Genomic DNA, 21,089 nt, shown 5'->3' on the forward strand with positions numbered 1-21,089 from the left:
GATCGCCCGCCGGTGGCAGGCTCCGACTCGATCGGGGGGACGTGGTCGACGGGGGTGATCCCGTGGCGTGCCCGCGCGGGATCGGGGGACGCAGTGCGGAGATTCGCCACGGCCGCGGCGGCGGTCGGGATGGTGGCGGCGGGGGTACTCGCCGCGCCCGTCGCGCAGGCCTCCCCGGCGCCGGAGTTCACGCCCGCGCCGGTGCAGTGGGGCCCGTGCGCGGCCGAGCGGCTCGCCACGGCCGGTGCGGAGTGCGGGTTCGTCGAGGTCCCGCTCGACTACGACGACCCGGCCGGTGCCACGATCCGGGTGGCCGTGTCGCGGGTGCGGCACACGGTGCCCGACGCCGAGTACCAGGGCGTCATGCTCGTCAACCCGGGCGGTCCCGGCGGATCGGGCCTGGGCCTGTCGCTGCTCGGCGGGGCGATCCCGAACGGCGTCGGCGCGTCCTACGACTGGATCGGCTTCGATCCCCGCGGTGTCGGCGCGAGCGAGCCCGCCCTGAGCTGCATCCCCGACTACGCCGGCTACAACCGACCGGACTTCCAACCCGAGGCCGGCACCGAGCAGGCCTGGCTGGACCGCTCCGAGGCCTACGCGAACGCCTGCGCCGAGAACGGCGGCCCGCTGCTGGACAACCTCACGAGCATCGACAACGTCCGAGACATGGACACCATCCGCAGGGCACTGGGCCAGGAGCAGATCAACTACTACGGCTTCTCCTACGGCACCTACCTCGGGCAGGTCTACAGCACCCTGTTCCCGGACCGGGTGCGCCGGATCGTGCTCGACGGCGTCGTGAACAGCCGCGACATCTGGTACGAGTCCAACCTCGGTCAGGACGTCGCGTTCCAGACCAACATCGAGGTCTTCTTCGACTGGATCGCGAAGTACGACGACGTCTACGGCCTGGGCACCTCCGGCGAGGACGTCGAGGCGCTCTACTACGCCACGCAGGACGAGCTGCGCGAGGCCCCGGCGGGCGGGCTGATCGGTCCGGCCGAGTGGAACGAGCTGTTCCTCGGGGCCGGCTACAACGTCGGCCTGTACACCGGCATCGCGGAGGCGTTCTCGGCGTGGGTGAACCAGGGCGACCCGGCCGGGCTGATCGACGTCTACGGGTTCGACCCCGAGGCCCCCGACGACAACGGCTACGCGATCTACCTGGCCACCATCTGCACCGATCTGCAGTGGCCGCAGGACTACGACACGGTCCGCAGCGACAACACCCGCGTCGACGCGATCGCACCGTTCGAGACCTGGGCCAACGCCTGGTTCAACGGCCCCTGCTCGTTCTGGCAGGGCGAGGTGGGCACGCCGGTCGAGGTCGACGGCTCCGGGGTCGAGAGCGCGCTGCTGCTGAGCGAGACCTTCGACGGTGCCACGCCCTTCGCGGGCGCGCTGCAGGCCCGCCGCGACTTCCCGACCGCGGTGCTGGTCGAGGGTGTCGGCGGGTACACGCACTCGGCGTCGCTGTCGGGGATCGCGTGCACCGACGACCTGATCGCCGACTACCTCGCCACCGGCGCCCTGCCGGAGCGGGTGCCGGGGGACGGGTCCGACGTGCAGTGCGAGCCGGTGCCGCAGCCGGTCCCGGTGGCCCCGGACGGCGCGTAGCCCTCCGGATCGTCAGAGCACCCCGTCCCCGGTCTCCGACGCCAGCGCCGCGCGGCCGGCCTCCAGCCGGGCCACCGGCACCCGGTAGGGCGAGCAGGACACGTAGTCCAGGCCGGCGTCGTGGAAGAAGTGCACCGAGTCCGGGTCGCCGCCGTGCTCGCCGCAGATGCCCAGCTTGATGCCCGGGCGGGCCGCGCGGCCGGCCTCGGCCGCGGTGCGCACCAGCGCGCCCACGCCGTCGCGGTCCAGCGACTCGAACGGCGACACCGTGAACACGCCCTTCTCCAGGTAGGCGGCGAAGATCGTGGCCTCCACGTCGTCGCGCGAGAAGCCCCAGGTCGTCTGGGTGAGGTCGTTGGTGCCGAAGGAGAAGAACTCGGCGACCTCGGCGATGCGGTGCGCGGTCAGCGCCGCCCGGGGCAGCTCGATCATCGTCCCGATCGGCATGTCCAGGGACTGTCCGCCCTCGTCGAGGATGCCGGCGATGAGCCCGTCGATCTCGTCGCGGAACAGGTGCAGCTCCATCACCGAGCCGATCAGCGGCACCATGATCTCGACGCGGGGGGTGCCGCCCTCGGCCGCGCGGGCGACGGCAGCCTCGGCGATCGCCCGCACCTGCATCGCGTACAGGCCGGGGACGACCAGCCCCAGCCGCACCCCGCGCAGGCCCAGCATCGGGTTGGACTCGTGCAGCCGCTCCACGGCGGCGAGCAGGGTGACGTCGGTGGGGTCCGGCTCGCCGGTGGCCTTGGCGACGGCCACGCGGACGGCGAGCTCGGTGCGGTCGGGCAGGAACTCGTGCAGCGGCGGGTCGAGCAGCCGGATGGTGGTCGGCAGCCCGTCCATCTCGCGCAGCAGCTCCACGAAGTCGGCGCGCTGCAACGGGAGCAGCGCCTCCAGTGCGGCGTCCCTGGTCTCGGCGGAGTCGGCCAGGATCAGCCGCTCGATGAGCACCCGGCGCTCGCCGAGGAACATGTGCTCGGTGCGGCACAGCCCGATGCCCTCCGCGCCCATCTGGCGGGCGCGGGCGGCGTCGTCGGCGGTGTCGGCGTTGGCGCGCACCCGCAGCCGCCGGGTGCGGTCGGCGTGCGCGAGCAGCCGGTGCACGGCGCGCACGAGTTCCTGCGCCTCGGTGTCGGCGGTGCCCAGCGCGGCCTCCAGGCCCTTCTCCAGGTAGGTCACCACCAGCGAGTCGACCACGGGCAGCTGCCCCGCGAACACCTCGCCGGTCGAGCCGTCGATGGACAGCACGTCGCCCTCGCCGAGGACCGTGTCACCCACCCGGATCTGCTTGTGCTCGGCGTCGATGTCGAGCTCCTCCGCGCCGCAGACGCAGGTGCGGCCCATGCCGCGGGCCACGACCGCGGCGTGCGAGGTCTTGCCGCCGCGGCTGGTCAGCACTCCCGTGGCGGCGATCATGCCGGACAGGTCGTCGGGGTTTGTCTCGCGGCGGCACAGCAGCACCGACTCCCCGCGCTCCGCCCAGTCGACGGCGGTGGCGGAGTCGAACACGACCCTGCCGACCGCCGCGCCCGGCGAGGCCGCCATGCCGCGGGTGAGCAGCGCGCGCTCGGCGTCGACGTCGAACTGCGGGAACATCAGCTGGGCGAGCTGGTGGCCGCTGACCCGCGCCAGCGCCTCGTCGTCGGTGATCAGGTGCTCGTCGACGAGCTGCGTGGCGATCCGGAACGCCGCAGCGGCCGTGCGCTTGCCCACGCGGGTCTGCAGCATCCACAGCTTGCCGCGCTCGACGGTGAACTCGATGTCGCACAGGTCGCGGTAGTGCGTCTCCAGCCGGCGCATGATCTTCGTGAGCTCGGCGTGGGAGGCCGGGTCGAGGCGGGCGAAGTCCTCCAGCGACAGCGTGTTGCGGATTCCCGCGACCACGTCCTCGCCCTGCGCGTTGACCAGGTAGTCGCCGTAGACGCCGAGCTTGCCGCTGGCCGGGTCGCGGGTGAAGCAGACGCCGGTGCCCGAGGACTCGCCGAGGTTGCCGAACACCATCGCGCAGATGTTGACCGCGGTGCCGAGGTCCTGCGGGATGCGCTCGCGGCGGCGGTAGATCCGCGCACGATCGGTGTTCCACGACTCGAACACCGCGCGCATCGCCATGTCGAGCTGCTCGCGCGGGTCCTGGGGGAACTCGCGGCCGGTGTGCTCGGCGGCGATCTGCTTGAACGCGTCGACCAGCTCGCGCAGGTGCTCGACCGACAGTTCCACGTCGGCCAGCACCCCGGCGCGGCGCTTCACGTCGTCGAGCTCGCGCTCGAACCGCTCGCCGTCGATGCCGAGCACGGTGCGGCCGAACATCTGGATCAGCCTGCGGTAGGAGTCCCACGCGAACCGCTCGTCCCCCGCCGCGTCGGCGAGCCCCTTGACCGAGTAGTCGTTGAGCCCGACGTTGAGGACGGTCTCCATCATCCCCGGCATCGAGTACTTCGCCCCCGAGCGGACGGACACCAGCAGCGGGTCCTGGACGTCGCCGAGGCGGCGGCCGAGCTGGTCCTCCAGGCGGCGCAGGGCCATCGTCACCTGCACGCGCAGCGACTGCGGCTCCTCGCCCCGGTCGAGGTAGTGCCGGCACGCCTCGGTGGTCACGGTGAACCCCGGGGGAACCGGCAGGCCCAGGCGGGTCATCTCGGCGAGGTTGGCCCCCTTCCCGCCGAGCAGGTCGACCTGGCTGCGATCGCCGTCGGCGAAATCGAAGACCAGCTGGGCGCGGGTGCCGTGCTCATGGGGTCCGGCGTGGCCGGCGATCCGGGCCGGACGGGGAAGGGCGGCCATCGTCGACTCCTCGGGGACGAACTCCTCGGGGCAAGGTGTTGTTCAACCGTAGGTCGATCTGGCGCAATCTGGGTCTCAACTTGACATCCGCATCGATTCCGAGACGCGCGCGCCGCCCCGCGTCGAGAGGGCTCGCCCGGGTGACCTACTGCGACCAGCGTGCCAGCGCACCAGCGGCCGGCCCGCCAGCTCAGGTGCGACCAACGTGCCGTCAACACCGCGGCCAACGTGCCGGCAGCACCGTACGCCGTGGCATGATCGAAGCCGTGAGCCCGAGCTTCGCGACGCCGATGCCGGGTGGCCGCCGTCGTGCAGGCCGCGTTGACCGACACCCGAGTCGTAGTGATCAACGGGCCGCGCCAGAGTGGAAAGAGCACGTTGGTCGGCCTGCTCGCGCGGGAGCGATCGGCGGAGTGGCGCAACCTCGACTCGGACGTGCAGCGGAACGCGGCCGTCGCGGACCCGACCGGCTTCGTCGAGTCCGACGGCCTGATGGTGATCGACGAGATCCAGCGGGTTCCCGAGCTGTTGCTGGCGATCAAGCAGCAGGTCGACTCGGACCCGCGACCGGGTCGCTACCTGCTCACCGGCTCGGCCCGGGTGCTCGGTCTCCGCGCACTCCCCGACACCCTCCCCGGCCGGACCGAGACCGTCGAACTCTGGCCGTTCTCGCAGGGAGAGGTCGACGGCACCGCCGACGGGTTCGTGGACGCGGTGTTCCGCGAGGGTCCCGAACTGCGTCACACGAGCGAGCTCAGCCGGACCGGATACGCGGAGCGGATCGTCCGTGGCGGCTTTCCCGAGGCCGTGGCGCGCACGGCGCCGGAGCGCCGCTCCCGGTTCCTCGACTCCTACGTCGGCGACCTGATCACCCGCGATGTCAGCCTGCTCTCGGAGATCGAGCGACCGCGGGAGATGCGCGCCCTGCTCGGGCTGTTGGCCGGTCGGTCGGCGCAGCTCCTCGTCGCCAACACCCTGGCGAACGACCTGCGACTGTCAGCTCGAAGCGTGCATCGATACCTGGCGTTGCTGGAGGAGGTGTTCCTGGTCAAGCGCATCCCGGCCTGGTCACGACACGTGTCCGCGCGGGCGATCGGGACGCCCAAGCTCGCGTTCGTGGACTCCGGCGTCGCGGCCGATCTGCTCGATGTCGACGTTCGCAGTCTGCTGCGACCCGGCGGACCGATCGGTCCGTTGCTGGAGGGTTTCGTGCTGGCCGAGCTGGCCCGGCAGCTGAGCTGGTCGAGCCGGCGGGTCGAACTGTCGCACTACCGGACCAAGGACGGCGTCGAGGTCGACGCGGTGCTGGAGGACCGGCGGGGTGGCGTCGTCGGCATCGAGGTGAAGGCGTCGTCGACGGTTCGGGCCGAGGACTTTCGCGGGCTGCGCCACCTCGCAGACCGGATCGGCGACGACCTGATCGCCGGTCTCGTCCTGTACACCGGCACCGAGACGCTGCCGTTCGGTGGTCGGATGCGGGCGATGCCGGTCAGCGCCCTGTGGCAGCTGAGCTGACTGTCCGAGTGGTCAGGCAGGTGGCCTCTGCACCTCGACCGGCCGAGCCGGGAGCCGGTCCTCCAGCCGGTCGGCGACGGCGGTGACCTGGGGGTCCCCCTCCGGACCGATGATCCCCGTGGTCACCGCCGCCGCTCTCCTCGCTGGGAGGCTCCGTTGCGGAGGCTCACCAGCGGTTCAGGGGGTCGTCGGCGTCGCCCTCCTCACCCACGGCTGGGTCGTCGAGCGGTCTGCGCCGGTCTGGCCGACGAGGTGTCCAGGAGAGGTCGGAGACGAAGAGGTTGTCGAGATCCATGACATGCCTCCCGTGCGGGTCGGGACGTCGGGCCGGTCCCGGCCTCCGACCCAACGCTAGGTCGGTTCCGCCCACGCGTGATCCGGGCAACGTCCGGGCCGTGGCGCGGTGGACCGGGGATGCGGCGCGGCCGCGGGGCGGGACTAGGGGATTCTCCCCGCACGGCCCGGTGCGGCACCGGCGTTCGGGCCACGGTGATCGGCGCGCGATGCGGCCGATCGGCGGCCGCGTCGCGCCCTGGGCCGATGCCGGCCCGTTCGGGCGCTCAGCCCTGCGGCTCGTGCGTGGCCACGAGCTCGGTGTCGGCCCCGATCGCCCCGACCGACATCGCCCCGCCCGGATCGCCGACCGGTTCGGCCCGGCCGGGGAGGACGTCGGTGAAGAAACGGGCGTTGTCCTCGACGTGGGCCTCGAACTCCGGGTCCACGGCTCGGTCCTGCGTGATGGCCTCCACCGGGCACACCGGCTCGCACGCCCCGCAGTCGATGCACTCGACGGGGGAGATGTAGAGCTTGCGCGCGCCCTCGTAGATGCAGTCGACGGGGCACTCGTCGACGCAGGAGCGGTCCATCACGTCGATGCACGGCTCGGCGATCACGTACGGCATGGGGGCGATCTCCATCGTGAGGGGGTGCCGGAAGTGTGGCGGGCCGCCACACGACCCGCCACATCGGCGTTCCGCAGGAGCGATCAGGCGAAGTGGACGTACTCGTAGTCGAAGGGCTTGTCGTTGATGCCCTTCGACGGCGGCGCGATCCAGCTCGCGATCCGGCCCGGCTCGTAGACCGGTTTCATGAGGCTGCGGACGTGGGTCTTGTCCGCCTCGGTGGGCAGCCAGGCGTCACGCTTGGCCTCCCACACGTCGGCGCCGACGACGTCGCCCTTCGGGGTGATGTGGTGGTCGGCGAAGTGCCCGACCTCCCGGTTGAACCCCACGCTGGGCAGCGACAGCCTGCGGTCGACACCGGCCTGTTCGAGTACCCGGTTCCAGCGCTTGAGCCCGTTCTCGCAGTCGGCGATGTACTCGCGGCGCAGGTCGTGGTTCAGCGCCAGCAGGGCCGGCACCTCCTCGGTGGACAGCACCCCGTCCTTCACGACCTCGATCTGTGCGGCGTCCTCGGTGAGCAGGTGGTCGTCGCGGCGGCGCTCCTCCTGCCAGCGGCCCTTGAGCCCGGCGGTGAAGTAGTTGGCCGCGTTCGTCGACTGCTCGGACCCGAACAGGTCCAGCGACACCGAGTAGTGGAAGTTGATGTAGCGCTGGATGACGTCGAGGGAGATGCCGCCGTGCGGGGCGATGTCGTCGGTCTCGTGCTCGCGCATGAGCTCCGTGGCCCGCTGCACCACGCGGTCGACACCGGTGGTGCCGACGAACATGTGGTGGCTCTCCTCCTTGAGCATGAACTCGCAGGTGCGGCTCAGGGGGTCGAACGCGGACTCCTTCAGCGTGCCGAGCTGGTACTTGCCGTCCCGGTCGGTGAAGTAGGTGAACATGAAGAAGCTCAGCCAGTCCGGGGTCTCCTCGTTGAACGCGCCGAGGATGCGGGGCGAGTCGAGGTCGCCGGAGTTGCGCTGCAGCAACGCCTCGGCCTCGTCGCGCCCGTTGCGCCCGAAGTAGGCGTGCAGCAGGTAGACCATCGCCCAGAGGTGCCGACCCTCCTCCACGTTGACCTGGAACAGGTTGCGCAGGTCGTAGAGACTCGGCGCGGTCTCGCCGAGGCGGCGCTGCTGCTCGACCGACGCGGGCTCGGTGTCGCCCTGGATGACGATCAGGCGCTGCAGCTCGGAGCGGAACTCGCCGGGCACCTGCTGCCAGACCGGCTCGCCCTTCTGCTCCCCGAACGCGATCCTGCGGTCGGAGTTCTGCTCGGCGAGGAAGACGCCCCAGCGGTACTCCTCCATCGCGACGTGGCCGAAGTGCGCCCAGCCCTCGCGGCCGACGTCGACGGCGGTGCGCAGGTACACGTCCTCGGTGGGGACCGCGGGGCCCATCGTCTTCCACCAGTTGAGGAAGTTGGGCTGCCAGCTCTCCAGGGCGCGCTGCAGCTTCCGGTCGCCCGCGAGGTCGACGTTGTTCGGGATCTTCTCGGTGTAGTCGATGCTCATGACCTAAACCCGCTTCCTGTCGAACTCGGCCTTGCGTCCCGTGCCGTACTTGCGCAACGCGCCGTCCGGGCCGGACGCGTTGGGACGAACGAAGATCCAGTTCTGCCAGGCGGTGAGCCGGGAGAAGATCCGTGACTCCATCGTCTCGGGCCCGACGAACCGGTGGTTGGCCTCCATGCCGGTCAGCGCGTCGGGCGACAGCGAGGCCCGCTCCTCCAGCATGATCCGGATCTCGTCCTCCCAGTCGATGTCGTCGGGCGCGTCGGTGACCAGGCCCATCTCCATCGCCTCGGCGGCCTCGATCCGGCGCCCGGTCTCCTGGCGCAGCTTGGCGACGTGGTCGTCGTCGCCGTAGAAGCGCGAGCCCAACCGGGACAGCCCGTTGGACATCGGGAACGTGCCGAAGTTGGAGGACGAGAGCACGATCTGCGCGGCCGACCCCTCCTCGTCGTTGTCCTCCATCAGACCCTCGAGCATGTATTGGCGGTCGCAGGCGAGCGCCAGCTCCAGCAGCGCACCCGCGAAGCAGGAGCCCGGCTCGATCAGGGCGATCAGGCTGCGCGAGGTGACGTCGAGGCGCTTGAGGGTGCGCTTGAAGTAGTGCCGGATCTCGTTGACCAGCCAGTCGGACCCGCTGTACTGCTCGATGACGCGCTCGAACGCCAGCGCGTCCTCGATGTCTCCCTTGGTCCGTACGATCCAGGTGCCCAGCTCGAGCTCGTTGGCGCGCAGCCGCAGGACGAGGTCGTCGAGCTCGCGGGTCATGGCCAGCGGCCAGAACTCCGCGCCCAGCTCGTGGACGCGCGCGACCGTGTCGGGCACGTCGCCCTCCGGCCCGTGCACGGTGATCTCGACGTGGCCCGCGGAGCGGTCGAACACGGCGGTGACGTGGCGGTAGCGGATGCCGTCGGCGTCCTCCTCGCGCTCCAGCGGCGGGAGGTCGACGCCGGTGGCGTCGGTGGGGCGGTTCGAGGCGGCCGCGGCGGTGGCGGCGCGCTCGGCGACCGTGGAGTCCCAGGCGCGCTTCGGGATCACCTCGTCGACGAGCTTCCACTCGACGGCCTGCTTGCCCCGGGAGCCCTCCGGCCGCGTGGCGAACACGTCGGCGCGGTCCTTGCGCACCTTCCGCTTGTCGATCACTCGGGTGAGGCCGCCGGTGCCGGGCAGCACGCCCAGCAGCGGCACCTCGGGCAGCGACACGGCCGAGGAGTTGTCGTCGACGAGCAGGATCCGCTCGCACGCCAGCGCCATCTCGTAGCCGCCGCCCGCCGCCGTGCCGTTGACCGCGGCGATCCAGGTCTGGCCCGAGTTCGCCGTGGCGTCCTCGATGCCGTTGCGGGTCTCGTTGGTGAACTTGCAGAAGTTCACCTTCCACGGGTGGCTGGACTGCGCCAGCATCCGGATGTTGGCGCCGGCGCAGAAGTTCTTGTCCTTCGCGCTGGTGAGCACGACCGACCGGACGCCGGGGTGGGTGAAGCGCAGCCGCTGGGTGATGTCGTAGAGCTCGATGTCGACGCCCAGGTCGTAGCTGTTCATCTTCAGCTCGTAGCCCGGGACGATCCCGCCGTCCTCGGCGATGTCGAGGCGGACGTAGGCGACCTCACCCTGCACGTCGAGCACCCAGTGCCGGTAGGCGGCCGGGTCGGCGTCGAACGAGACGGCGGGGGTGGTGGTGTCGTCGGGCGCGGCGTTGTCGGGCACGGCGGTGGTGGTCGTCATCGGCTCCTCCACGGATCGGCTCAAAGTCTACAACGGAACGGCGTGACAAGCAAAGTATGTAGAACGTTGCCGTTCCGGCAGGGCCGTGCCCACCGGCCCCGAGGGCGCGGTCGGGAGCGTGCTCGACGACTACCGGGACCTCGTCCGGCGGCCATCGCGGGTGATCGACGCCTGCGGCGAACTGGAGCCGCCGAGCCCGCGGCCGCGGTTCCCCGCCCTCGATGCGGCCGAGGCCGGGATCAGCCGCACGACACCGCCACGGCCAGGGCCCGGCAGAGCTCCTGCATCCGGCTCGCGTCGAGGGCTCCGATGCGGCGGACGAACCGCTCCCGGGGGAGGTTGGTGAGGTTGTCGAGCGGGGCGATGCAGTCGCGATCCAGCCCGTCGGCCGGCCCGAGACGGACGGCGGTCGGCACCTCGCGCAGCGTCGAGATGAGCGGCACGACGAGAACCGAGTTCAGTCGGCGTCCGGCGAAGTCGCGATGCATCACCACCGCCGGTCGCACCTTGTCCATCTCGGCCAGCCAGATCTCCCCGCGACGCGGATTCCTACCAGTCAAGGTCGGCTTCCCGCAGGCTCTCCACGCTGATCTCGGCCCACGCCGCCTCGTCGGCGCCCTGCGGGTGTGCTCGGTAGCCGGCTTCGAGCTGGGCGTCGACACGCGCTTCCCGGCGCTGCGCCAGAAATTCGCCGACGGCGGCACGCAGCGCCTCGGCCCGGGAACGGAATTCGTGATCGGCGACGAGCGCGTCGATCTCGGCAAGTCGCTGATTGTCGATCTGGAAGGCGACCTGTGTGGCCTCGGACATGAGGCGATCATACGGTGAATGGATGACGGCGGCTACGCCTGCGCCTCCGCCACGTCGGCGGCCGTGGTCGGGACGGGTGTGACCGTGGCGGCGGCCTGGGCGCGCAGCCGGAAGCGCTGGATCTTCCCGGTCGCGGTCTTGGGCAGCTCGGCCACCTCGATGACCTGCCGGGGCCGCTTGAACGACGCGAGACCGGCACGGCAGAACGCGACGATCTCGTCGGGGTCGAGGGTGTGCCCGGGCCGGGGCACGACGTAGGCCACCGGCTTGTCGAGCCCGTCGGCGTCGGGCACCCCCACGACGACGGCCTCGGCGAGGCCGGGGTGCTCCAGCAGCCGGGTCTCGACCTCGGTGGGGGAGACCCAGATGCCGCCGACCTTGAGCACGTCGTCGGCGCGCCCCAGGCAGGTGTAGCTGCCGTCGGCGCCGCGCACGTAGGTGTCGCCGGTACGCATCCACTCGCCCTGGAACACCATGCGGTTGACCTCGGTGCGGCACCAGTAGCCGGTGCAGATGGACTCGCCCGCGACGTACAGCATCCCGGGCTCGTCCACGCCGTCGATCACGCTGCCGTCGCCGCGGCGCAGCTCGACGGCGTAGCCGGGGACCGGGAACCCGGAGCTGCCCGGCACCACGCCGCCGATGACGTTGGAGATGAAGATGTGCAGGGCCTCGGTGGAGCCGATGCCGTCGAGGATCTCGAAGCCGTACTGCTCCTTGACGCCGTGGAACATCCGGGCGGGCAGGGCCTCGCCCGCGGACACGCCGTTGCGCACGGTCGAGAACGTCCCGGGAGGGAGGTCGGCGGCCATCAGCGGCCCCCAGAAACTCGGGCCGCCGAAGAAGAGGGTGACGCCGTACGCAGCGATCCGCTCGGCGAACAGCGTCGGGTTGGGGCGGGCGGGTTCGAGCACCGCGGCGGCACCCACCGAGAGCGGGAAGAACAGCGAGTTGCCGATGCCGTAGGCGAAGAACAGCTTGGCCGCGGACAGGCACACGTCGTCGCGGGTCATCCGCAGCACCTGGGCGGCGTAGGTCTGGCAGACGAACCGGATGTCGACGTGGCGGTGCATCGCGCCCTTGGGCGTCCCGGTGGTGCCCGAGGTGTAGAGCCACAGCGCAGGCGACTCGTCCCACGTCGGGTACGGCGCCTCCAGCGGCTCCGCGGCGCACAGCGCGTCCCAGGTCAGGCCCGTGACGCCCGGGACGTCCGGCGCGGTGTCCCCGGTGAGGACGAGGTGACGCAGGTCGGGGGCGTCGGCGGCGGCCTCCGTGACCGACGCGCTGAACTCGCTGCTGCCCAGCAGGACCCGCGCCCGCGAGTCGACGACGAGCTTGCGCAGCTCGGGCCCGGTCAGCATCGTCGACGACGGCACGGCGACCGCACCGACGTACATGGCGGCGAGGATGCCGGTGGCCAGCTCCACGTCGTCGACCATGGACAGCAGCACCCGCTCCTCGGGGCGCACCCCGATCGCGACCAGCCCCGCGGCGACCCGGCGCACCTCCTCGGTCAGCTGCCGGTAGGTGTGGGCGCCGCGCGGATGGTGGATCGCGACCCGGTCCGCGTCCCCCGCGGCGATGCGGTCCTCGGTCAGAAACGTGGCGGCGTTGAACGGTTCCGTCATGGTGGCGCTCCGTGTTCGGGGTCACCGGACTCTACTGGGGCGCATCCGGGCGTCAACGGTTCCGTAGACCTTCCCAAGACATGCGCACCCTGCTATGAACCGTGTGGCGCGCCTGGCCCCGAGCCGGGCGTAATGCGGCTACCCCCCGACTGTTCAAGGGAGAACACATGCAGACCCGCGGAGCGATCGTCCGTCAGGCACCCGGCAAGTACGAGGTCGTCGACCTCGAGGTGGACGACCCCCGTCCCGGCGAGGTCCAGGTCAAGCTCGTCGCGTCGGGCCTGTGTCACTCCGACGACCACGTCGCCACCGGTGACATCCCCGTCGGCGTCTACCCCTTCGCCGGCGGCCACGAGGGTGCCGGCATCGTCACCGCCGCCCCGCCCAACCACAAGGGCATCAAGGAGGGCGACCACGTCGTCTTCTCCTTCCTGCCCTCCTGCGGTCACTGCCGCTGGTGCGCCTCGGGCCAGCAGAACCTCTGCGACCTCGGCGCCGGGCTGCTCGCCGGCTCGCGCTGGGAGGACACCTCCAGCTTCCGGCTCAAGCTGTCCGACGGCGGTGACCCGGTCGGCCAGATGTGCGGCATCTCCACCTTCGTCGAGACCACCACCGTCTCGGCCGACTCCGTGGTGAAGGTCGACGAGGACCTGCCGCTGGACAAGGTCTGCCTGCTCGGCTGCAACGTCGGCACCGGTTGGGGCTCCGCGGTCAACTCCGCGGAGGTCCAGCCCGGGCACACCGTCATCGTCATGGGCATCGGCGGCGTCGGGATCAACGCGGTGCAGGGTGCGGCGCACGCCGGTGCGGCCAACATCATCGCCGTCGACCCGGTCGCCCTGAAGCGCGAGAACGCCACCCAGCTCGGCGCCACGCACGGCGTCGAGACCATGGAGGAGGCCACCGAGCTGGCCAAGCAGTTCACCAACGGCCAGGGCGCCGACTCCGCGATCATCACCGTCGGCGTCATCAAGCCGGAGTACGTCGGGCAGGCCATGGCGTCGATCCGCAAGGCGGGCACCGTCGTCGTCACCGCGCTGGGCAACATTGCCGACACCACCCCGCTGCCGGTCTCGCTGGCCGACGTCACCCTGTTCCAGAAGCGCATCCAGGGATCGCTGTTCGGCGAGTCCAACCCCAACTGGGACATCAAGCGCCAGATCGAGCTCTACCGCGCCGGTGCGCTGAAGCTCGACGAGGTCATCACCACGACCTACTCGCTCGACCAGATCGGCACCGGCTACGAGGCCATGCACGCGGGCAAGAACCAGAAGGGCGTCATCGTCTACAGCTGACGACCGGCATCCCCTGAGCGAACGGCACCCCCGCGGGGGTGCCGTTCGCGTGTCCCACGGAAGGTCTGCATGAACGCCCCCACCCCCGTCGTCGGGCTCCGGCGCGAGCGCGAGGTGCTCACCGTCGCGCTCGTCACCGGGCGGCACGTCGTCATCGAGGGCCCCCCGGGTACCGGCAAGTCCACCCTGTTGCGCTCCATCGCCGCCGACACCGGGCAGGAGGTGGTGTTCGTCGAGGGCAACGCCGAGCTGACACCCGCGCGTCTGGTCGGCCAGTTCGACCCGTCGCAGGTGCTCGCCACCGGCTACCAGCCCGACTCCTTCGTCGACGGCCCGCTGATCACCGCGATGCGCACCGGCGGGCTGCTCTACATGGAGGAGCTCAACCGCGTCCCCGAGGAGACCCTCAACGTCCTGATCACGGTGCTGACCGAGGGCGAGATCGCGGTCCCGCGGCTGGGCACCGTGCACGCGGGCAAGGACTTCCGGCTGATCGCCGCGATGAACCCGTTCGACGCGGTGGGCACCGCCCGGGTGAGCCAGGCGATCGCCGACCGCATGTGCCGCGTGGTGCTCGGCTACCAGGACCTCGACGGGGAGCGGGCCATCACCTCCTCGGTGAGCGGGCTGGCCGGTCGTTGGGTCGACCTCTCGGTGACGCTGACCCGCGCCACCCGCGAGCACCGCGACGTCCGGATGGGCAGCTCGGTGCGCGGCGCGATCGACCTCTCGCTGGTCCTGACCGGGCTGGCCGACCTGCGCAAGGAGGTCGATCCGTCGCGGGAGACCGCGCGCGACGCCGCCTACGCCGCGCTGTCGGGCCGTATCCGGATCGTCGACGGCGTGGACCGCACCGCCGAGTCGGTGATCGACGAGCTGCTCGACGCGCACTGGCCCGCCGACGACGATGACGCATCGGAGACCGACCCCCCGGACTCCCCGGACGCCGAGGGAAAAGCGCCTAGCCCGGGGCACAACCCGGGCTTCCAGCAGCGGTCGCGGCCGGGCCGGGAGCAGCCGGGGCGCACCCAGGGCCGGCAGCAGATCGCGGCCAACCACCCGTCGTTCGACGAGGTCTCACCCGAGCCGGGCGAGCTCGACGTCGACGCCTTCGACCGGCTCGCGGGCGAGGACCCGGAGGGTGCGGCCGCGATGCTCGCCGACATGGCCGTGGCCACCGACGTCGCCCTGCGGGCGGCCGCGCGGCGGCTCGCGGGGCGGGTGTTCATCCGGCTCGGGCGGGTCGGACCGGCCAAGGCGCGGGGCACCCGGCGGCTCGGCCCGTCGCGCCGCCTCGACGGCGACCTGGACCTCGACCGGACCCTGGAGGCGTGGGACCCGTCGGCATCGCGGCGGCCCGAGGAGCTGGTCACCCGCACCTGGACCGCGCACCGGCGCGCGGTCTGCCTGGTCGTGGACATCTCCGGGTCGATGAAGGGCCTCGCGGTGGCGCTGGCCGCGGTCGCCGCGGCCGGGGTCGTGGTGGCCAACGAGACCGGGCCACCCCAGCTGCAGCCGTCCGTGCTCGCGTTCGGGGCCGGGGTGCGGGTGCTGCAGGAGCAGGGCGTGCGGCGCCCGCCCGAGGAGCTGCTCTCGGACCTCATCGCGCTGCGCGGACACGGCACCACCGACCTCGCGGCCGGGTTGCGGGAGGCGTCGAAGCAGCTGGCGTCCGCGGTGGCCGACGAGCGGTTCGTCGTGCTGCTGTCCGACTGCCTGCACACCGCGGGCGACGACCCGGCCGAGGCGCTGGGCGGCATCGACCGGCTGCACGTCCTGGTGCCGCTCGGCGGCGCGGACGCCGAGGCGGCGGCGTTCCCGTTGGCCGCGCGCGGCGGAGGGCGTGCGCAGGTGGTGACGCGGCTCGCCGACATCGCCCCCGCCCTGACCCGGATCCTGGCCTAGCAGCACCCTCCCGGGACGGCGAGGGTTCCTCAGCCGTCGAGCAGGTCCGCGGCGGCCACGCGCGCCCGCGCGCAGGCCCGGCGCCCGTCGGCTCCGCCGTCCTCCACCTCGACCTGCTCGCGGGGCTCCGCCTCGAAGGCGAGCGTGCAGCGGGCGCCGTCCACCCGCTCCACCGCCTCCCGACCCCCGATCAGGGCGCGCCGCGAGCCGGGGTCCTCGGCGAGCTCGCCGGGCGTCCCGCCGGAGAGCGTCACGGAGACCGTGGCCGCCGGGCCGCTCCAGCGGCAGCGGCCGGCGCCGTCCGGGGTCCCCGGATCGTCCGGCGAACCGATGACCAGGTCGACGGTGCCGGTGGACAGGACGTCGCACGCCACCCGGGGTGTCGGGGCCTGGACGGTGGGTGACAGGGTCTCCAGCACCGCGGCCGCGGTGGCGCGCGCCGGGGCACAGGGATCGGCGTCGGCCTCCGCCCGCACGACCAGCGAGCCACCCCCGGGCCGGGTCAGGTGCACGACGCAGGTCCGCACCAGCTCGATCTCCAGCGTCGCCAGCCCGCCGACCCGGCCCGCACGCCCGAGACCGCTCGCCAGCGGGCCCTCCGACGCGCCGACGCCCACCGAGCCCGTCGCGCCCTCCCAGCGGCACTCCAGCCGGGTGCCGTCCGGCGCCGGTCCGGAGGTCCCCGGGGTGCGGTAGCCCAGCACGGCCACCTGCGCGTCGTCGAGCGCACCGCACGGGGCGTCCACCAGGTCGGAGACGCTCACCGGGTCGGGCCCGGCCGGGACCCCGGTCGCCCCCGACGTGCATCCCGCGACGATCAGCAGCGAGCCCGCGGCGGCCACCACCCGCGTCCACATGACGATCAGTATCGCGGTCGTACCCGGCGCGCCGATGAGCCGTAGGCTCGCGTCGTGGGAACCATCGTCTCCTTTCACGCCCATCCCGACGACGAGTCGGTCGGCTCCGCGGGCACGCTCGCCCGCGCCGCGGCGGCCGGGCACCGTGTCGTGCTGGTCTTCGCCACCCGCGGCGAGCTGGGCGAACCGGTGCCGGGTGTGCTGGCCCCGGGCGAGCAGCTGGCCGTGCGGCGTTCGGCGGAGTGCTACGAGAGCGCGGCGGCCATCGGGGCCAAGCGCGTGGAGTTCCTGGGCTACACCGACTCGGGCATGATCGGCGAGCCCAGCAACGACGCGCCGTACTGCTTCTGGCAGGCCGACGTCGAGCACGCCGCGAAGCGGCTCGCGGTGATCCTCGACGAGGAGGAGCCCGACATCCTCACCGTCTACGACGACAACGGCGGCTACGGCCACCCCGACCACATCCAGGTGCACCGCGTCGGCAGGCGGGCGGGGGAGCTCTCCGCGGTGCCGGTCGTCGTGCAGGGCACGATCAACCGGGACTGGATGACCAGGGGCATCCGCGGGATGGCCGACAACGGTGACCTGCCCGAGGGCTGGGAGCCGCCGAACCGGGAGGCGCCGACCTTCGGCAAGCCGGAGTCCGAGATCACCCACCGCGTCGACGCCGTCGACTTCGTGGAGCAGAAGAAGGCCTCGATGCGCGCCCACGCCAGCCAGATCGCCCCCGACCACTTCCTCATCGCGATGCCCGACCCGATGTTCGCGATGGGTATGGGCACCGAGTTCTACATCGTGGACCCGCCGCCCAACCCGGCCGCGGTCCCGGAGCTGTTCGAGGAGCTGTTCATCCCGATGCGTTGAGTCGAACCAACTGAAGTTGGTCCAACTCGAGTTAGTATGACGACGTGGCGCGGCCAGCCGATCTCTTCGACCGGGAGGTCGAGTGGGCGGATCTGGACGCCTTCGCGTCCGGTCCGCGACCCGGCGTGGAGATCGGCGTGGTGCTGGGTCGGCGGCGCCAGGGCAAGAGCTTCCTGCTCAGGCGCCTGGTGGCCGCCCACCGGGGCGTGTACGGCCTGGCGGTCGAGGACGAGCGCAAGCCGGCACTGCTGCGCTTCGGCCGATCGATCGCGACCGCGCTCGGACTTCCCGGCGAGCTCGCTCTGGACGACTGGACCACGGCGCTGCGGCTCGCGCTCGGCCTCGACGGCCCCGGTCCGGGTCGGCTCGTCGTGCTCGACGAGTTTCCCTACCTGCTGCGCGGCGCGCCGGAGCTCCCGTCGGTCATCCAGGCGATCTACGACGACGCCCGCCAGGACGACCGGAGCCCGGCAGCGAAGCTGATCGTGTGCGGGTCGGCGTTCTCCGTGATGTCCGAACTGCTCTCGGGCGCGCGGCCGCTGCGTGGCCGGGCGCGGCTCAACCTGTTGATCCGTCCGTTCGAGTACCGCACCGCCGGGTCGTTCTGGGGGATCGACGATCCGGAGGTCGCGCTGCGGCTGCACGCGCTCGTCGGCGGAACGCCCGGCTACCGCGATCTCACCGACGATGCGCCACGCGCCCCGGACGACCTCGACGGCTGGGTGCAGCGCTACCTCCTCAACCCCTCGCACGCGCTGTTCGCCGAGACCGACCACCTGCTGCGGGAGGATCCCCGCATCGTCGACCGCGCCTTGTACCAGTCGGTGCTCGCGGCGGTCGCCGCGGGCGAGACGAGTCCCGGAGCGATCGCCGGCGTGCTCGGTCGGGACGCGCGCAGCCTCTGGCACCCGCTCGACGTGTTGCAGACGGCCGGGTTCATCCGCCGGTCCGAGGACGTGCTCACCCGGCGTAGACCGGTGTACACCGTCGCCGACCCGATCATCCGGTTCGGCATGCTCGTCGTGCGGCCGCGGCAGGCCCAGTACGAGGAACGACGGGCCGCGGAGGCCTGGGTGGCCTCGCGCGACGTGGTACGCAGCCGGATCCTCGGCCCGCACGTCGAGGAGCTGGCCCGGGAGTGGACGCTGCGGCACGCCTCTGCGGCCACGCTGGGCGGTGGGGTGTCGGTCGTGGGACCCGCGGTCCTGAACGACCCGGCCGGGCGGGCCCGCCACGAGCTCGACGTCGTCGCGCTGGCCGATGGCGAGACACTGCACCGGTCGGGCGCGCGGATCCGAGCCATCGGCGGGGCGAAGGCGACGAACCGGCTCGTCGGAGAAGGCGACCTGGGGCGGTTGGACGGCATCGCCGCGTTGCTCGCCACCCGCGGCCACGAGGTGACCGGGATGCGCCGGATGCTGTACTCCCGCTCGGGCTTCACCCCCGAGCTGTCCGCGACGGCCGCGTCCCGCGACGACGTCGAGCTGGTCGATCTGGAACGCCTCTACTCCGGGAGCTGATCGACCTTCCTGCGCAACCGCGGGGGAGAGCGCTCGGCCAGGATCTCGGCGGGCTCGGTGTCGCGGTGCACCCGCCCGCGACACACCAGCTCCACCGTCAGTGCGACGGCCACGGTCTCCACGGCGAGCAGCAGTACCAGCACGAGCAACTGCACCGCGCCGGCCTCCACGGGCGAGGCGCCGCCGAGCAGCATGCCGACGAACGCGCCCGGCAGGGTGACCAGCCCCACGGTCCGGGTCTGGTCGGTCACCGGCACCAGCGCCGACGCCGCGGACGGGCGGCAGATCTCCATCGCCGCGTCCCGCGCGAGGAACCCGAGCGACAGGGCGGCCTCCACCTCGCCGCGCCGGGACTCCAGCTCGTCGAGGGCCCGTCTCCCGGCCAGGGCGGTCGCCGTCATCGTGCCCCCGATGAGGATGCCGGCGGTCGGGATCACCGCTATCCCGGTCGGGGGCACCACTCCGGCCAGGACCAGTGCCCCCACCACCGGCAGCGGTGCCAGGGCGATCGGCACGGCCGCCCACCAGCCGCTGCGACCGCCGGTCATCCGTCGACCGGCGGTGCGACTCGCCACGACCACCATCACCGCGACGAAGGCCGCACTCAGCGCGAACGACCCGACGATGGCGCCGACGAGCAGCGACACCGCTGCGAGCTGCAGCGTCGCGCGCACGGCCGCCGTGATGCTCGCCCGTGACGTGCCCAGCCGGGCCGCCCACGCCGCCGCCGCCGCCAGCGCGACGGCCACCACCATGGCCCCCACCAGGGCGGGTCCCCACACGATCGCCATGTCGCTCCTGTACTTCACACGCCCGGGGGCGCCTTCGACGGCGAGTAGAGCTAAGCTCCTCGCTAGCTCAGCAGACCACCGCAGGGAGTGAAGACGTGACAGCCGTTGCCCCGAAGCCGATCACGTCGCGCCCGTACCCGGCGCGGCGGACCGGCAAGGGTTCCACGTTCCTGAAGATGATCAGGACCACGGACCCCAAGGACATCGCGATCCTGTACATGGTCACGTCGTTCGGCTTCTTCCTGGCCGGCGGGGCGATGGCCCTGCTGATGCGCGGCGAGCTGGCGGTGCCGGGGCAGCAGTTCCTGTCCAACGAGCAGTACAACCAGCTGTTCACCATGCACGGCACGATCATGCTGCTGCTCTACGCCACGCCGATCCTGTTCGGTTTCGCCAACTACATCGTGCCGCTGCAGATCGGCGCGCCCGACGTCGCGTTCCCGCGGCTCAACGCGTTCTCCTACTGGCTGTTCCTCTTCGGCGGCCTCATGGTGATGGCCGGGTTCCTGACCCCCGGCGGGGCGGCGGACTTCGGCTGGTTCGCCTACACGCCGCTGTCCACCGCCACGTACTCACCGGGAGCGGGCGGCGACCTGTGGATCACCGGGTTGATCGTCGCCGGCCTGGGCACCATCCTCGGCGGCGTCAACTTCATCACCACGATCGTCTGCATGCGCGCGCCCGGCATGACGATGTTCCGGATGCCGATCTTCACCTGGAACATCTTCGTCACGGCGCTGCTGGTCCTCATCGCGTTCCCGGTGCTCACCGCCGCCCTGTTCGGGCTGCTCGCCGACCGGCACCTCGGCGCGCACGTGTTCGACCCCGCCAACGGCGGCACGATCCTCTACCAGCACCTGTTCTGGTTCTTCGGCCATCCGGAGGTCTACATCGTGGCGCTGCCGTTCTTCGGCATCGTCTCGGAGATCTTCCCGGTGTTCAGCCGCAAGCCGGTGTTCGGCTACAAGACCCTGATCTACGCGACGATCGCGATCGCGGTGCTGTCGGTGGCCGTGTGGGCACACCACATGTACGCCACCGGCGCGATCCTGCTGTCGTTCTTCGCCTTCACCACGTTCCTCATCGCGATCCCCACCGGCATCAAGTTCGTCAACTGGATCGGCACGATGTGGCGCGGGAAGATCACCTTCGAGACCCCGATGCTGTTCTCGGTCGGCTTCCTGGCCACGTTCCTCTTCGGCGGCCTCACCGGGGTGCTGCTGGCCAGCCCGCCGATCGACTTCCACGTCTCGGACACCTACTTCGTGGTGGCGCACTTCCACTACGTGCTGTTCGGCACGATCGTGTTCGCCACCTACGCCGGCATCTACTTCTGGTTCCCGAAGATGACCGGCCGGATGATGGACGAGACGCTGGGCAAGTTCC

General features: G+C 71.6%; 16 protein-coding genes. 7 read left to right on the top strand and 9 right to left on the bottom strand.

Going from position 1 to position 21,089, the window contains the following annotated elements:
* Window positions 1–93 precede the first annotated feature (93 nt).
* Window positions 94–1,617 (top strand): alpha/beta fold hydrolase, encoded by a 1,524-nt coding sequence (locus Q1K26_RS04410; protein ID WP_300007860.1) that lies wholly within the window; start codon window positions 94–96, stop codon window positions 1,615–1,617.
* A gap of 12 nt (window positions 1,618–1,629) precedes the next feature.
* On the opposite strand, the gene ppdK is transcribed toward Q1K26_RS04410, so the two are convergent.
* Window positions 1,630–4,401 (bottom strand): pyruvate, phosphate dikinase, encoded by a 2,772-nt coding sequence (ppdK, locus tag Q1K26_RS04415; protein WP_300007862.1) that lies wholly within the window; start codon window positions 4,399–4,401, stop codon window positions 1,630–1,632.
* Window positions 4,402–4,698: 297 nt separating this feature from the next.
* Between ppdK and Q1K26_RS04420 the strand changes: the two genes are divergently transcribed.
* Window positions 4,699–5,916: an ATP-binding protein gene (locus Q1K26_RS04420; protein WP_300007863.1), complete on the top strand. Its 1,218-nt coding sequence runs from the start codon at window positions 4,699–4,701 to the stop codon at window positions 5,914–5,916.
* A 560-nt stretch (window positions 5,917–6,476) separates the two neighbouring features.
* Here the strand turns inward: Q1K26_RS04420 and fdxA are convergent.
* The 6 genes from fdxA to Q1K26_RS04450 all read right to left on the bottom strand — a co-directional run bounded on the left by fdxA (window position 6,477) and on the right by Q1K26_RS04450 (window position 12,471).
* Window positions 6,477–6,833: a ferredoxin gene (gene fdxA, locus Q1K26_RS04425; RefSeq protein WP_363320421.1), complete on the bottom strand. Its 357-nt coding sequence runs from the start codon at window positions 6,831–6,833 to the stop codon at window positions 6,477–6,479.
* A 68-nt stretch (window positions 6,834–6,901) separates the two neighbouring features.
* Window positions 6,902–8,314: a benzoyl-CoA 2,3-epoxidase subunit BoxB gene (gene boxB / locus Q1K26_RS04430; protein WP_300007864.1), complete on the bottom strand. Its 1,413-nt coding sequence runs from the start codon at window positions 8,312–8,314 to the stop codon at window positions 6,902–6,904.
* Between the two features lie 3 nt (window positions 8,315–8,317).
* A complete protein-coding gene (gene boxC / locus Q1K26_RS04435) occupies window positions 8,318–10,033 on the bottom strand; it encodes a 2,3-epoxybenzoyl-CoA dihydrolase (protein ID WP_300007865.1) in 1,716 nt (571 codons plus the stop codon).
* A 239-nt stretch (window positions 10,034–10,272) separates the two neighbouring features.
* Entirely contained in the window at window positions 10,273–10,593 is a 321-nt protein-coding gene (locus tag Q1K26_RS04440) for a type II toxin-antitoxin system PemK/MazF family toxin (protein WP_300007866.1), read from the bottom strand.
* Window positions 10,583–10,843, bottom strand: a complete 261-nt coding sequence (locus Q1K26_RS04445) for a ribbon-helix-helix domain-containing protein (protein ID WP_300007867.1) — start codon at window positions 10,841–10,843, stop codon at window positions 10,583–10,585. The genes Q1K26_RS04440 and Q1K26_RS04445 overlap by 11 nt, the downstream gene beginning before the upstream one ends.
* A gap of 32 nt (window positions 10,844–10,875) precedes the next feature.
* Window positions 10,876–12,471 (bottom strand): benzoate-CoA ligase family protein, encoded by a 1,596-nt coding sequence (locus Q1K26_RS04450; RefSeq protein ID WP_300007868.1) that lies wholly within the window; start codon window positions 12,469–12,471, stop codon window positions 10,876–10,878.
* Window positions 12,472–12,638: 167 nt separating this feature from the next.
* Here Q1K26_RS04450 and Q1K26_RS04455 point away from each other — a divergent pair, with 167 nt between their 5' ends.
* Both Q1K26_RS04455 and Q1K26_RS04460 read left to right on the top strand, forming a co-directional pair.
* Window positions 12,639–13,766 carry an NDMA-dependent alcohol dehydrogenase gene (locus Q1K26_RS04455; RefSeq protein WP_300007869.1) on the top strand — a complete coding sequence of 376 codons (1,128 nt, stop codon included), beginning with the start codon at window positions 12,639–12,641 and terminating at the stop codon, window positions 13,764–13,766.
* Window positions 13,767–13,835: 69 nt separating this feature from the next.
* Complete coding sequence (locus tag Q1K26_RS04460) at window positions 13,836–15,671, top strand: AAA family ATPase (protein ID WP_300007870.1); 1,836 nt, start codon at window positions 13,836–13,838, stop codon at window positions 15,669–15,671.
* Between the two features lie 29 nt (window positions 15,672–15,700).
* On the opposite strand, the gene Q1K26_RS04465 is transcribed toward Q1K26_RS04460, so the two are convergent.
* The gene (locus tag Q1K26_RS04465; RefSeq protein ID WP_300007871.1) at window positions 15,701–16,528 is read right to left on the bottom strand and encodes a hypothetical protein; all 828 of its coding nucleotides are present in this window, start codon (window positions 16,526–16,528) and stop codon (window positions 15,701–15,703) included.
* 54 nt (window positions 16,529–16,582) lie between these two features.
* On the opposite strand from Q1K26_RS04465, the gene Q1K26_RS04470 reads away from it, so the two are divergent.
* Window positions 16,583–17,392 carry a PIG-L family deacetylase gene (locus Q1K26_RS04470; protein WP_300007872.1) on the top strand — a complete coding sequence of 270 codons (810 nt, stop codon included), beginning with the start codon at window positions 16,583–16,585 and terminating at the stop codon, window positions 17,390–17,392.
* Window positions 17,393–17,436: 44 nt separating this feature from the next.
* A complete protein-coding gene (locus Q1K26_RS04475; protein ID WP_300007873.1) occupies window positions 17,437–18,912 on the top strand; it encodes an ATPase in 1,476 nt (491 codons plus the stop codon).
* On the opposite strand, the gene Q1K26_RS04480 is transcribed toward Q1K26_RS04475, so the two are convergent.
* Window positions 18,897–19,703, bottom strand: coding sequence for an ABC transporter permease (locus Q1K26_RS04480; protein ID WP_300007874.1), 807 nt, complete (start codon window positions 19,701–19,703; stop codon window positions 18,897–18,899). The genes Q1K26_RS04475 and Q1K26_RS04480 overlap by 16 nt on opposite strands.
* A gap of 95 nt (window positions 19,704–19,798) precedes the next feature.
* On the opposite strand from Q1K26_RS04480, the gene Q1K26_RS04485 reads away from it, so the two are divergent.
* Window positions 19,799–21,089 (top strand): cbb3-type cytochrome c oxidase subunit I (locus tag Q1K26_RS04485; RefSeq protein WP_300007875.1); only part of this gene is annotated, 1,291 nt, incomplete at its 3' end.

The organism is Pseudonocardia sp. (genome assembly GCF_029263155.1).
Lineage (GTDB): Bacteria > Actinomycetota > Actinomycetes > Mycobacteriales > Pseudonocardiaceae > Pseudonocardia.